Below are 13851 nucleotides of genomic sequence, written 5' to 3'. Positions count from 1 at the left end.
GCCGCATGCGTCGCGCGCGCCAATGTCTCGCTGAGCGGCGGACCGAGTGCCGCACCCGCCGGGCTGACGTGCTTGAAGGACGCCGCTGCGGGGAGCCCCGCCATCTCCTTCAGCTCGTGCACGAGCTGCCAGCTGTTCAGTGCGTCGAGCAGATTGATGTAGCCCGGCCGTCCGTTCAGCACGGTAAAGGGCAGTCCGCCGTCGGCAAAGACACGTGCGGGCACCTGGTTCGGATTGCAGCCGTATTTGAGGGTGAGTTCTTCCATGTGAGCACTCCTTTTTGCTGATGAAGGAATCGCTGAATTTATCAGTGCTTCCTATATTCTTCTTTCATTATAGCGGGGCGGCGGCGGTTTTTCAACCGAAGAACAGAAGTGACAGGAAAGCGACGCGGAAGATGGATGCTTGTGCGTGAATTTTCTTTGACAGTGCTGCAAAAGCAACGTAATATGTAAGTGAAAGATGATCGCAGTGAATTTATCGGTGCTTGTGCAGCATCGACAGGAGGAACACATGGACGTTGCAAAGATGATCGATCACACACTGCTGAAAACGGATGCGACGAGAGCCGGTATCGACCAGCTGCTCAGCGAGGCAAAACAGTATCGTTTTGCCTCCGTCTGCGTCAGCCCGATTTGGGTGGCCTACGCGGCGACGCAGCTGCGCGGCACGGGCGTCAAGACCTGCACGGTCATCGGCTTCCCGCAGGGCGCGACGCCAACGGCGGTGAAGGTATTCGAGACGCAGCAGGCAATCGCGGACGGCGCGGAGGAAGTGGACATGGTGATTCCCGTCGGCCGCCTGAAGGACGGGGACTGCGACTATGTGCGCGCGGATATTGCGGGCGTCGTCGCTGCGGCAAAAGGAAAAGCCCTGACGAAGGTTATCATCGAGACCTGCCTTCTGACCGACGCGGAGAAGCGCACGGCCTGCCGCCTCGCGCAGGAGGCGGAGGCGGACTTCGTCAAGACCTCGACGGGGTTCTCCGCGGGCGGTGCAACGGCGGCAGATGTCGCACTGATGCGCGAGACCGTGGGGCCCGCGATGGGGGTCAAGGCGTCGGGCGGCGTCCGCAGCCGCGCAGATGCCGAGGCAATGATCGCCGCGGGGGCAACGCGCCTCGGGACGAGCAGCGGCGTCAAGATCGTCAGCGCGGAGGGCTGAGTGCCATGAAAATCGCTGTTGTCGAAGTCGATCTGACCAATCTGATCACGCATATTTCTCATATACATACACCGACGGCGTGTTCTCCCAATTGGGCATGAAAGCGTGGTCAAGCGCAGGAAAACGATTTCCTGCGCTTTTTATGTACCTATGAGGGGCACCGCCTTTGCGTTATGGCTGGTGTTTCAGTTCAATCATACAAAAGGACTGTATCCATCTGGTGAATTCTATTTTATTGATGATTTCCTAACGCACCATATATTTTGTATTCTTGCACGAATCTGCAGACGGCCTTGTGTTTTTCTTTGTTAATGATATAATAAACACCGTAAACAATATGGTTTGATTGGGAGTGGTATGAATGGCATTGCTGCACGAGGATCTTGTCTTATTTGATGTGGAGGCGGCTGATCGGGAAGAGCTTTTAACGAAGCTGGCCAATGTACTGCGGGAGAAAGGGTATGTAAAAGATTCCTATCCGCAGGCGATTTTGGAACGTGAAGCTGCCTATCCGACGGGGCTTAATACCAAGGGGGTTGCAATAGCGATGCCGCATGCTGCGGCGGCGCATGCCGTTGAGGCGGCGATTCTGGTTGCACGGCTAAAGCATCCTGTTACGTTTAAGGAGATGGGCGGCACTGGAAAAGATGTGCCGGCACGTCTTGTGTTCATGCTCTCCATTGATGATCCCGAGGGACATGTCATTATGCTTGGGAAGTTTATGTCCATTTTCTGTGACGAGGGAAAACTTGTCGATCTTTATGAGACAAATAATCCAAAGGCCGTTGTCGAAAAACTTTCGAAGGTCGTTGCCTGAGGATATTGTCATATTATTTCGTATTCCTTAAAGAGGTGCGAAATGGAGTGCTTTTTGCTTCCTGATTTGTCGGGAGCACGTATGCCGAAAGGGGCGATAACATGAAGAAGATTTTTGTTGCGTGTGGATCCGGTGTGGCAACCAGCCAGACAGTTGCATCCAAGATCGGAAATATGATCGAGGATGAGGGACTGGATGCATCTGTTGAGGCAGTTGATATCAAATCCCTCGAGAGTATCATTGACCAGTGTGATATCTATGTTTCCATCGTATCCAGCGATGCGGAGAGTTATGGCAAGCCGACGGTGAGCGGGATTCCGTTCCTGACCGGTGTTGGCATGGATGAAACATGGGAGCAGCTGAAGTCTTATATCGAGGCATAATTCTTACGCTGTAATGGGGGAGTTTATCTATGTTGGATGTAGTCAATTATATCCTTGGATTGGGAGCGGCGATCTTCTTGCCGCTTGTTATGATTATCCTGGGACTCGCCATGGGGATGAAGCTGAAAAAGGCGATTGCCGCGGGTTTGACACTCGGCATCGCATTCACCGGCATGAATGTCATCCTCGGATTTATGTTTGATGCGATCGGACCGGCGGCGACGGCTCTGGTGGAACATACAGGCCTTCATTTGACGGCGATTGACGTTGGCTGGTCGCCGATTGCGGCGATTGCATGGGCGTGGCCGTATGCATTGATTCTGTTCCCTGTGCAGATCGGCATCAATCTCTTGATGCTTGCGCTGAAATGGACGAATTGCCTTAACGTCGACCTCTGGAACGTCTGGGGGAAGATTTTTGTCGCAGCAATGGTCATGGGGCTGACGGGCAGTCTGGTGTTTGGCCTGATTGCCGCAGGCATCCAGATTGTCTTTGAGCTGATCAATGGTGATCTGATACAGAAGCAGCTGTATCGCATCTGCAAGATCCCGGGGGTTACCTGTACACATCCGATGATGCTGCAGGCTCCGCTGCTGGCACTCATCAATCGTGCTCTGGATTTTGTTCCCGGACTGAACGCAATCAATATGAATGCTGCGGATATGCGTAAGAAACTCGGCCTCTTTGGTGAGAACAGTGTGATGGGATTCCTCATCGGTGCTCTGATCGCTGTCATGGGCGGATATGATCTCAAGGGCGTTCTGACGACAGCGATGCAGGTTGCGACCTCGCTCGTTCTCTTCCCGATGGTGGCAAAGCTTTTCATGCAGGCTCTCGCACCGATCGCTGACGCAGCGGGTGCATTTATGAAGGCTCGCTTTAAGGGACGTGAGTTTTATGTCGGACTTGACTGGCCGTTCCTTGCCGGTTCGTCCGAACTTTGGGTGACTGCCATTATCTTGGTTCCGTTTGAACTCCTGTGGGCAGTCGGTCTCAGCTACTTTGATATGAACAATGTTATTCCTCTGGCTTCCGTTATCAATGTGGTAGTTGCGGTTCCGGCACTGATTGTCACGGGCGGGAACCTCATTCGTATGATTATCATCTGCATTATTGCAACACCTACGTATCTCTGGGTTGCAACGAGTTTTGCCGGTATGCTGACCGATATGGCGGCGCAGACAGGAACACTGCAGGTGAATGCAGGACAGTATATTACGTGGATTCAGCTGGAAGCACCCGAATTCCGCTGGGCTCTGGCACATGCGTTTAACGGAGAGGCTGCAGGCGTTGGTGTACTGATTGCATTTTGTGCACTGTTCGTTTGGTATTTCAAGCGGATGAAGGCGCGCGATGCTGAGCTTGAGACGGCAGACAATAAGGCATAATTTCAGTGAAAAATTGCTGTGCGCGAAAGGAAGGCACTGTTATGTTAGAGGATTTGAAGAAACAGGTTGCAGAGTATGCACTTCAAGCAGACCGCATGGGACTCTGCAAGCATCGTTCGGGGAATTTCAGCATACGTGACGAAAAGACGCAGCTGGTTTGCATCACACCGACCGGCATGGATCGTGAAGAGATGTCCTATCATGATGTTGTTGTCATGAATATGAATGCCGAGGTGGTGGAGGCGGAAACCGGACAGCGCCCGACCAGTGAATCGCTGATGCATCTCATGGCATATAAGACGCGCCCGGAGATCCATGCGATTGCGCATACGCATTCGAAGATCGCGACGGCCTTTGCTGTGCTGAATAAGCCCATTCCTGCGGTCGTCTATGAGATTGCTACGCTTGGCTGCAAGGAGGGGTATATCCCGGTTGCACCATACGGCAGACCCGGGACGCCGGAGCTTGCCTCGTCCATTGTCGAGCCGCTGAAGATTTCGGATGTTGCACTCATGGAGAAGCATGGCGTTATTGCTGTGGACAGCAGCGAGCTTAAGGAGGCACTGCTAAAGGCTTCCTATGTCGAGGAGATGGCTGAGATCTATCTGACGACATTGACGGTTCTTGGCGGCAAGGAGCCGCCTGCCGTTCCGAAGAATGAACTGCAGAAATGGGAGTATCCGAAAGAGATCAAGCTCCTTCAGAAATAAACCGTATCGATCTCGGAAGGAAAAGGGAGGGGTCATTGATGAAAAAATTGATCAATAAGCCGGAGGACTTCGCACGGGAAACGGTGGAAGGGATCATTGCGGCGCATTCAGATCAGCTGAAGATTCTGGACGGCAGCTGGCACCGTATGGTACGTGCCGATGCAAAGAAGAAAGGCAAGGTTGCTATAGCGACGGGCGGCGGTTCCGGCCATTTGCCCGTGTTTCTCGGCTATGTCGGTTATGGACTCTGCGATGGCGTGACAATCGGCAATGTCTTTGCCTCACCGAGTGCAGAGGATATGTATGAGGTGGACAAGGCAATTCACAGCGGTGCCGGTATTCTCCATCTTTATGGCCGTTATGGCGGCGACATTATGAATTTCGGTATGGCGAAGGATCTCTGTGAGATGGACGACATTGAGGTTCGTGAGGTTCTCGTCACGGACGATGTTGCCTCTGCGCCGAAGGGCAGTGAGGATAAACGTCGCGGTGTGGCAGGACTTGTCTTCGCGTACAAGGTTGCCGGTGCTGCGGCAGAGAAGATGCTTTCGCTGGATGAGGTCTCACGTATCGCCCAGAAAACAGTAGACAATACGCGGACGATGGGGGTGGCACTGACGCCGTGCATTGTCCCAGAGGCGGGAAAGGCAACCTTCTCGATTCATGACGACGAGATGGAGATCGGCATGGGCATTCATGGCGAACCAGGCATTGAGCGGACGAAACTGCAAACAATCGATGCGACGGTGGAGACGATGCTCTCCCGTATTTTGGAGGATCTGCCGTTTGTGTCCGGAGATACAGTCGCCATTCTCATCAATGGCCTTGGGGCTACGCCGAAGGAGGAGCTCTACATCGCATATCGCAAAGCGGCGGAGATTCTGAAGGGAAAAGGAATTTCCATTCACCGCAACTATGTGGGTGAATTCGCCACCTCGCTTGAGATGGCCGGGATGTCCATTTCGCTGCTGCGTCTGGATGATGAGCTGAAGGAGCTGCTTGATGCTCCGTGTCATTCTCCGTTTTTTGCACAGACAAAGTAAGGAGGCACATGGTGGATATTGTTCGAAAGGAAGAACTGACGCAAATCCTTGATTCGATTGTTGCCGTCATGGAGGGCGCGAAGGAAGAGCTGATCGAACTTGACGGCGCCATGGGCGACGGCGATCTCGGCCTTACGATGGTCAACGGGTTTACTGCCGTGGCAGAGGAGATTCGCGCCCTTGATGAGACGGATATGGGCAAGATCATGATGAAGCTCGGCATGAAGATGAATGCGACGGTGCCGTCGACGATGGGGACGCTCATTTCGGTGTGCTTCATCAAGGCGGCGCCTGCAGCAAAGGGGAAGACAGAGCTCACGCTGCAGGATATGGTCAAGATGGGGCAGGGCGCCGTTGCTGGCGTGATGGAGCGTGGGAAATCGAAACCCGGTGATAAGACGATGCTCGATGCACTCCATCCTGCTGTAGAAGCACTTGGTGCAGCGGCTGCTTCTGGTGACACTCTTTCCGATGCATGGCAGAAAGCCTATGAAGCGGCTAAGGATGGTGTAGAGAAGACGAAGACCATGCAGTCTGTTCATGGGCGAGCTGCATATTACCAGGAGAAATCTGTCGGGCGGCAGGATCCCGGTGCCACCGCGATGATGTATATTGTGAGCGGAATTGCAAAGGCTGTTCGCTGACATTGCTGAACGGAAGATAGTCAAATGTTGTTAAGATGCCCGCTTTGTATTCATCCAGCGTGAACGCAGAGTGGGTGTTTTAGGAAGTTCTGCCAAAGGCGCTGGTGCACGCAACAAACGTGCACCAGCGCCTTTTTTTGTAAAAAAATAGTTCCCAATGTTTGATGACACCGGGAACTGGCATAAAAATCATGTCAAAGCAGATTTTACACAAGGATTATACATCCTGCAGAGACGTTCAATCCAGCTTTCTCAAATTTAAGGAATCACTAATACATTCAAGCTTTTTTGACACAACTTTTCGTACTTCGATGAAACAACGGCCACAGGCTCATATACGGTGTCCGATTTTCCATCTGGTTTGGGTGAAAAATCTACGCCGATTCGAGGAGCTGGTTTATCAGAGGGGCTTTAATCTTTCGAGAGCAGAGCCTCGGTCAGGGCATCCATGATCTCCTCTTCCCAGATGTAGTTGCCGCTGAATGTGCCTGCGCTGCGCGGGTCATCGTCCTCAGCGACGGCTTCGCCGTTCATGATGTAGACGAAGCCGTCCTTCGTTCCGGGGCGGAAGAATACGCCGGAGAGCAGACCAAACGCCTCGCCGTTGTGCCCGACAAGATCGACCACATGGCTGCGGTTCACACGCGCCGTGCTGTCGCCTGCGATCTGCAGTTCGCCAAGCCCATAGGACAGCAGTGTGCCGCCGGCGGTGTTTCCGTTTTTCTGCGCTGCATCATACTGCCATTGGGGGCGCAGCATCTCTTGGATGGATGCAGGAGAGAGAATCTGTTTCCCGCGATAGGTTCCGCCGTTCATCAGCAGTTCCAAACCGTGTGTCAGCTCCTCATAGGAGATGCGCAGACCGCCCTGCGGGGAGAGCATCGTTGCATTCGTGCCGGGCACATAGCCTGCGAGGGGAAACCATCCCTGGATGTCCTCTGCGTACGGATTTTGCAGGTAGATGGACTCTGCTTTCGGCTGGCGGCCGTTATAGTCATCCGCCTTGCCGTACCAGGGGCCATTTTCATTCCAGGTGCCGTTTTCGTCCTTCTTTTGATAGATCGTGCCGAGCTTTGCAAAGCCGCGCTTCGTAAGATTGCCGGGCACATAGTCTGCTGCCGTATCCAGCTGCTTTAGAATGTGCTCCTTTTGGTAACGGTCAAAGCGCTCGCCTGTCACTTTCTCAATGATCGTGCCGAGGAGGCCGTAATTGATATTGGCATAGCAGAAATACTGTCCAGGAGCTTCATTTGCAGGGGCAAAGTGGTCGCCGTTTTCGTAGTAACGTCCCTCGGGGGTGAAGAACTCACGTACGCTGACCGATGGCGGGATGCTGTAGACTTTGCCGTCGCGCAGCGATGAGGTGTGGCTCGCGAGCATCCGCACTGTAATCGGGGTATTGGGGTGGGCAGGATTTCTCAGAGAGAAGCCGAGGTAGCGGCTCACATCGTCGTCGAGGCTGAGTTTTCCTGCTTCGGCAAGCTGCATCAGTGTGAATACCGTAAACTGCTTGGAGACGGAGGCGATACGGAAGCGTGTATCGCGCGTGATCGGCTCCGCTGCGATTGGGTTCTGGCGGAGAAAACGACGATTGCCGGCAAAGTGACTGTACACTTCCTGTCCGTTGCGGTAGAGAATAACACCAAGCCCGGGCACCTTTGTGCCCGTATCTCCAATCATTGCATCGATGCGCTTTGTCAGTTGTGCTGTTGCCGCAGGAGAGAGAGCGGCACCCTGTGGGAGTGCGGCAGGGTCGCCGACGACGGGGGATGCCGCTGTCTTGTGTGCAGCGGCGGCGATGGAGGCAGGAGCGTTGTTTGAGGCCGCGTATGCCGCAGGCATTCCGCAGAGGAACGCCGCGCCGATGACAAGGGAGAAGCGGCGCAGGGAGGTGATTCTTTTCCGCATGAGAAGCTCCTTTCGTAAGATGAAAACGAGACAGAAGAATACAACGGTAATTATACAACGGTTCTCTCGATAAAGCACGATGGACTGAGAAAGAATATTGTATACGGCGGAACAGGCTGTGCGTACCCATCTGCCGTATCCATCCGATTGCGTTAAACAGAAAACCAAAGAAAACAAAGATAGAAAGAAATAAAAACAATCAAATATTATATTGACTTATGATGTATTATGTTTTATTATATAAAAAACAAAGATAAAACAACATAAAGACAACAAAACAGACAAACAAGATATAGGAGAAAAGAGACGATGGAGCATCCGTATTATCTGGCGATTGATATTGGCGCATCGAGCGGGCGTCACATCCTGGGCTGGATTGAGAACGGGAAGATCCGTATCGAGGAGATTCATCGCTTTCAGAACGGTCTCGTGGGACGGAACGGGCACCTCTGCTGGGATGTGGATCATCTCTTTCACGAGGTGGTCGAGGGGCTGAAGCGGTGCCGCACGCTGAATCGGATTCCGAAGAGCGTCGGGATTGACACCTGGGCGGTGGATTTTGTCCTGCTGGATGGGGACGGACGGCTGCTCGGCGATACTGTTGCCTATCGGGATGGGCGGACGCAGGGCATGGATGCGCTGGTCTACCGGACGATTTCGGAGCAGGCGCTCTACGCACGCAACGGGATTCAAAAGCAGATCTTCAACTCGATCTATCAGCTTATGGCGATCCGGCAGGAAAGTCCCGAGATCCTGTCGGCGGCAAAACATTTTCTGATGATTCCCGACTATCTGAACTATCTCCTGACGGGGGTCATGAAGAACGAGTACACGAACGCGACAACGACGCAGCTCGTGAGTGCAGAGACGCAGGATTGGGACGACGAGCTGATGGATATGCTCGGCATCCCGAAGGAGATGTTCGGCGCGATTGCCATGCCGAAGACCCCCGTGGGTGCACTCACGGAAAAGATCGCGGCGGAGGTCGGGTTCCAGACGGAGGTGGTTCTGCCCGCGACGCACGATACGGGATCGGCGGTCATGGCGGTGCCGAGCACGTCGGATGACAGCATCTATCTGAGTTCTGGGACGTGGTCGCTGATGGGCATCGAGCGCCTGATCCCGGACTGCTCGGCGGTGTCGCAGCGGCACAATTTCACGAACGAGGGCGGCTACCACTACCGCTATCGCTACCTCAAAAATATCATGGGCATGTGGATCATGCAGAATCTGCGCAAGGAGTTCCGCCACGACTACACGTTCGAGGAGCTGTACCAGCTCGCGCATATCGGCCGTTACTTTGCCTCGACGGTGGATGTCAACGACGCGGCCTTCCTCGCCCCCCAGAGCATGCGGGCGGCGCTGCAGGAGTACTGCGGGCGGACGGGGCAGGAGGCACCCGAGACGGAGTGCGAGCTGCTCTACTGCGTCTACAACAGTCTCGCCCAGTGCTATGCCGAGACGGTGGCGGAGATCGAGGAGGTGACGGGGCGGACGTTCGACCGCATTCACGTGGTCGGCGGCGGCTGTCAGGATCAGTTCCTTAACCGCCTGCTGCAGCGGCAGACGGGCAAGGAGGTCTGCGCGGGTCCCGTGGAGGCGACGGCGATCGGCAATCTGATGGCGCAAATGCTGAAGGACAAGGTCTTTGAGGATCTGTCCGAGGCGCGTCAGATGGTGACAAAATCCTTTGATGTCAACGAGGTTTCGCCTGTGCTGTAAAGGCGCAGGTGCGGCCGGAGCAGGAGGAAGACGACATGGAGATAAAAAATGCAGAGTTTATGGAGCGCTTTCAGCGCCTGACCGCTGATGCGTTCCAAAAGGGGTGGCATGAGCGGAACGGCGGGAATCTGACGTATCGCGTTCCGGCGGAGGAAGTGGAGGCGGTCAAGGGCTCGCTGCACGAGGTCCGCGCATGGCAGCCGATCGGCAATACGGTGCCGGGGCTTGCGGGGGAATATTTCCTCGTGACGGGCAGCGGCAAGTATATGCGCAACGTCGAGCTCGCCCCGGAGGAGAATGTCGCGCTCATCCAGGTTGATGCGGCGGGCGAGAACTACGGCATCGTCTGGGGGCTCGTCGGCGGCGGGCGTCCGACCAGTGAGCTGCCGACGCATCTCGCGGCGCATGAGCTCAAAAAGGAGATGACGAATGGAACGAACCGCATCATCTACCATGCGCATCCGACCAATCTCATCGCACTGACCTTCGTCCTTCCGCTTGAGGACAAGGCATTCACGCGCGAGCTCTGGGAGATGGCGACGGAGGATCCCGTCATTTTCCCGGAGGGGATCGGCGTCGTGCCGTGGATGGTTCCGGGCGGCAAGGAGATCGCCGATGCGTCCGTCAAGCTGATGGAGAAGTACCGCGTCGTTGTCTGGGCGCATCATGGGCTCTTCGTCTGCGGCGACGATTTCGACGAGGCGTTCGGCCTGATGGACACCGTGGAAAAGGCGGCCACGATCTGCGTCAAGGTGCTCTCCATGGGCGGCAAGAAGCAGACGATCCCGCGTGAGGGCTTTGTCCAGCTCGCGAAGGATTTCCATATCGCGCTCAATATGGATTTGCTCGACTGACATCATTACGGCATCATAGAAAGGTGAGATTCCTATGTTAGGGGTAAAGCAGGACATGCACATGTCCGCGTGGAAAAAGACGCTGATCGCAGGTCTGATCAGCTACATCGACGCCGGATCGATTGTGGCGGGTGCGTCGGGGCTCAGTATGTGGGCCGACTATCTTGGCATGAGCAGCGTGCAGATGGGGCTGCTCGCGGCGCTCTCGTCCAACACGGGCGGGGCGGCACTCGGCGCCCTCATCGGCGGCAGGATCTGTGATAAGTACGGACGCAAGTTCGTCTATAACTGGGCACTCTTAATTTATATGATCGGCGTTGCGATTATCTGCCTCGCGACGAACTATCCCATGTTCCTGCTCGGCTATGTCATCGTCGGCCTCACAGTTGGTGCGGATGTCGTGGCATCGTGGACGTTTATCGCCGAGGAGGCGCCGTCGAAGGACCGCGCAAAACACTGCGGCTCGGCGCAGATTGCGTGGATGCTCGGTCCGGTCGTCGTGTTCGCCGCATCGATTCCCATGAACTCGATGTTCGGACTCTTGGGGAACCGCCTCATCTTTGCCCATCTCATCATCGTCGCCGCGTGGATCTGGTACCAGCGCCTCAAGATGCCCGAGTCAGCCGAGTGGAAGGCAGCCAAGGAGCATACGGAGAAGCTTGCTGCTGAGGGGATTGTCCAGAGAAAGGCGACCTATGCCGACATCCTGCGCGGCACTTCGCTTCGTACGGTCATCATGTGCTGCGGCGTCTATACGATGTGGAACCTTGCCGCGAGTACGAATGGATTCTTCATGCCGTATGTCTATGAGCATGTCGGCAATCTCAGCAATGCGATGGGGCTTTTCCTCACGTGCCTGAACTTCGCGGTCTGTATCCTGACGACGGTGATCTTTATGTATACGGCAGACCGTTTCAACCGCCGCAAGATCTTTGCCATATTCTCCGGGCTCGGCGTCATCAGCTGGCTTGTCTGGGTGCTCCCGCCCGATATGCTGCAGACGTGGATGCTCTTCTTCTTTACGATTGTATGGGGCTTTTCCATGCAGCAGCAGTTCTATCAGCTCTGGAGCTCCGAGCTCTTCCCGGTGCGCTATCGTGCGACGGCGCAGGGGTTCACCTTCTTCGTTACGCGCTTTGCGGCGGCGATCTGGGGCTTTGCCGTTCCGATCATCATGGAGCTTCTCGGTTTCCAGACGGCGGCGATTCTCATGGTCGGCTTCTGTGTCATCAGCTGGGCGGCAGGGACCTTCTTCGGCGCGGATGACCGCGGCAAGACACTCGATGAGATCACGGCCGAGCGTTACGGCGACGAGGTGGATGAGAACGGCTGGCTCGTTGACCCTGCGGCGTCTGCACGGACGACGGGTCATACGAACTGAGAATCGAGGAGAATCAAGTGGAGCGATTTGCGTGGAAGGCAACGGTCAAGGACGGCATGCTCGCCGAGTACAAGCGGCGGCATGACGCCATCTGGCCGGAGCTGAAACAGGTGCTCAAGGATGCGGGCATCAGCAACTACACGATTTGGAACACGGGGAATGAGCTGTTCGGCTATTTCGAGTGTGAAAAGGGCGTTGCCTACGCCGAGGACTACCAGGCCAAGAGCGAGGTCGTTGACCGTTGGAATGCGTATATGAAGGACGTGATGGTGATGGAGCTCGACCCGGAGACGGGGGCGCAGCCCAAGATGCAGCAGGTTTTTTTCCTGGCATGAACATCGAGTTCTCATACGAAATGAAGGAGAATCAGAATATGCTTGTCAATACAAAGGCAAAGGTCGGCGTTTTCTCCATCGCACTCGGGGCATATCTGCCGCAGTTCCCTGAGCTCGTTCCGGAGTTCAGGGGGCAGTATGAGGCGTTCAAGAAGACGCTTCCCGGCACGGTGGAGCTCGTTGACGGCGGATTCGTCACGACGAAGGAGGAGTCGCAGGCGGCGGGCGAGAAGTTCCGCGCGGCCGATGTGGATCTCGTCATTCTGCAGCTGCTGACGTACGCGACGTCCTACAATATGCTTCCCGCCGTCAAGGATCTCGATGTGCCGGTGATTCTGGTCAACGTGCAGAAGAAAAAGGCAGCGGACTATCAGCATACGGATATCCCCACATGGCTCGGCACGCTCTACGCCTGCGGGGCAGTCGGCGAGATGGCGGCCGATCTCAACCGCTACGGCAAGCGTCATGCCGTCATCACGGGCGTGGTCGAGGGCGGCGACCCCGAGGTGCAGCGCGAGATTGCGGATTGGTGCCGTGCGGCGCAGGTACGCCGCCGCTTCCGCGATACGAACATCGCGCAGATCGGCCGTCCCTATCCCGGCATGATGGATCTCTACATCGATGAGTCGAACCTCTATCGCCGCCTCGGTCTTTACACGAAGCAGTTTGACTGGGAAAAGATGTGGGCGATTGCCGACAACGTCGCCGATGATGCCGTGATCCGTGCCAAGGCTCAGGAGATCCTCGATACCTTTAACATCGCGGGCGGCGCGACGGTCGATACGGTCTGGGATATGGCAAAGTATGTGGTCGCGTTCGAGCAGTGGGCACAGGAGGAACGGCTCGGTCTGGTTGCGTCCCACTATGACGGCTATGCGCAGGGGGCGGCAGGAAAACTCGACAGCATGCTGATCCCCGCGTTCTCCATGCTCATCCAGCAGGGCACGGCGTGCGCGGTCGAGGGCGATATGAAGGTCGCCATGGCGATGAGCATCATGAAGACAATCTGCGGCACGGGACAGCTTTCGGAGATGTATTCGATTGACTTTAACGAAGATATCTGTATTATAGGACACAGCGGCTCCGGTGATGCGGATATTTCGCAGGCAAAGAAACCGACGATGAAGATCGTTCCGGTGTTCCATGGCAAGACGGGCGGCGGCTACCTGACGCAGTTCTATCCGCCGACGGATACGCCCATTACCTATCTCGCCATTACGCAGGACGGTGACGGTCATTTCAAATTTATTGTCGCTGAGGGCGTCAATGAGTCGGGGGAGATCTTTACCTTTGGCGATACGAATATGCGCATGCGCTTCACGTGCGGTGCGCGTGAGTTCTGCAATCGCTGGAGCGAGGCAGGACCGACGCATCACATGGCGGCAGGCGCGGGCAGACACATTGACACGCTGCTGAAGGTTGCGAAGATCTTGGACATCCCCGCAGAGATCGTGACACGGTAGTATTGGCCCGGCGTTTCATCGCATACATATACCGATTCC

General features: G+C 55.4%; 13 protein-coding genes and 1 pseudogene. 12 read left to right on the top strand and 2 right to left on the bottom strand.

Annotated features, from left to right (window positions below; all coding sequences use genetic code 11):
* Window positions 1-266: pseudogene (locus HMPREF0908_RS06600) on the bottom strand (phosphoribosylaminoimidazolecarboxamide formyltransferase); the annotation flags it as partial.
* Between the two features lie 247 nt (window positions 267-513).
* On the opposite strand from HMPREF0908_RS06600, the gene deoC reads away from it, so the two are divergent.
* The 7 genes from deoC to dhaL all read left to right on the top strand — a co-directional run bounded on the left by deoC (window position 514) and on the right by dhaL (window position 6149).
* Complete coding sequence (gene deoC / locus HMPREF0908_RS06595; protein WP_040572559.1) at window positions 514-1164, top strand: deoxyribose-phosphate aldolase; 651 nt, start codon at window positions 514-516, stop codon at window positions 1162-1164.
* A 361-nt stretch (window positions 1165-1525) separates the two neighbouring features.
* The gene (locus HMPREF0908_RS06590; RefSeq protein ID WP_006690683.1) at window positions 1526-1981 is read left to right on the top strand and encodes a PTS sugar transporter subunit IIA; all 456 of its coding nucleotides are present in this window, start codon (window positions 1526-1528) and stop codon (window positions 1979-1981) included.
* Window positions 1982-2082: 101 nt separating this feature from the next.
* Window positions 2083-2364 carry a PTS sugar transporter subunit IIB gene (locus tag HMPREF0908_RS06585; protein WP_006690682.1) on the top strand — a complete coding sequence of 94 codons (282 nt, stop codon included), beginning with the start codon at window positions 2083-2085 and terminating at the stop codon, window positions 2362-2364.
* A 29-nt stretch (window positions 2365-2393) separates the two neighbouring features.
* A complete protein-coding gene (locus tag HMPREF0908_RS06580) occupies window positions 2394-3752 on the top strand; it encodes a PTS galactitol transporter subunit IIC (RefSeq protein ID WP_006690681.1) in 1359 nt (452 codons plus the stop codon).
* Window positions 3753-3793: 41 nt separating this feature from the next.
* Window positions 3794-4462 (top strand): class II aldolase/adducin family protein, encoded by a 669-nt coding sequence (locus HMPREF0908_RS06575; protein ID WP_006690680.1) that lies wholly within the window; start codon window positions 3794-3796, stop codon window positions 4460-4462.
* Between the two features lie 38 nt (window positions 4463-4500).
* On the top strand, window positions 4501-5505 hold the full coding sequence (locus HMPREF0908_RS06570) for a dihydroxyacetone kinase subunit DhaK (RefSeq protein WP_006690679.1): 1005 nt from the start codon (window positions 4501-4503) through the stop codon (window positions 5503-5505).
* Window positions 5506-5513: 8 nt separating this feature from the next.
* Window positions 5514-6149: a dihydroxyacetone kinase subunit DhaL gene (gene dhaL, locus HMPREF0908_RS06565; RefSeq protein WP_006690678.1), complete on the top strand. Its 636-nt coding sequence runs from the start codon at window positions 5514-5516 to the stop codon at window positions 6147-6149.
* Between the two features lie 411 nt (window positions 6150-6560).
* Here dhaL and HMPREF0908_RS06560 read toward each other — a convergent pair whose 3' ends face one another.
* Complete coding sequence (locus tag HMPREF0908_RS06560) at window positions 6561-8057, bottom strand: serine hydrolase domain-containing protein (protein WP_006690677.1); 1497 nt, start codon at window positions 8055-8057, stop codon at window positions 6561-6563.
* A 309-nt stretch (window positions 8058-8366) separates the two neighbouring features.
* Here HMPREF0908_RS06560 and rhaB point away from each other — a divergent pair, with 309 nt between their 5' ends.
* The 5 genes from rhaB to HMPREF0908_RS06535 all read left to right on the top strand — a co-directional run bounded on the left by rhaB (window position 8367) and on the right by HMPREF0908_RS06535 (window position 13812).
* Window positions 8367-9779, top strand: a complete 1413-nt coding sequence (gene rhaB, locus HMPREF0908_RS06555; RefSeq protein ID WP_006690676.1) for a rhamnulokinase — start codon at window positions 8367-8369, stop codon at window positions 9777-9779.
* 35 nt (window positions 9780-9814) lie between these two features.
* Entirely contained in the window at window positions 9815-10633 is an 819-nt protein-coding gene (gene rhaD, locus HMPREF0908_RS06550) for a rhamnulose-1-phosphate aldolase (RefSeq protein ID WP_040572558.1), read from the top strand.
* Window positions 10634-10694: 61 nt separating this feature from the next.
* Window positions 10695-12014, top strand: coding sequence for an MFS transporter (locus tag HMPREF0908_RS06545; protein WP_245522925.1), 1320 nt, complete (start codon window positions 10695-10697; stop codon window positions 12012-12014).
* A gap of 17 nt (window positions 12015-12031) precedes the next feature.
* On the top strand, window positions 12032-12349 hold the full coding sequence (locus HMPREF0908_RS06540; protein ID WP_006690673.1) for an L-rhamnose mutarotase: 318 nt from the start codon (window positions 12032-12034) through the stop codon (window positions 12347-12349).
* Between the two features lie 38 nt (window positions 12350-12387).
* Complete coding sequence (locus tag HMPREF0908_RS06535; protein WP_040572609.1) at window positions 12388-13812, top strand: arabinose isomerase; 1425 nt, start codon at window positions 12388-12390, stop codon at window positions 13810-13812.
* Window positions 13813-13851: the final 39 nt, after the last annotated feature.

The sequence above is a fragment of the Centipeda flueggei ATCC 43531 genome, assembly GCF_000160695.1.
Taxonomy (GTDB): domain Bacteria; phylum Bacillota; class Negativicutes; order Selenomonadales; family Selenomonadaceae; genus Centipeda; species Centipeda flueggei.
The sequence above is the reverse complement of the archived record's forward strand: the minus strand, read 5'-3'. Positions and strand labels throughout refer to the sequence as shown.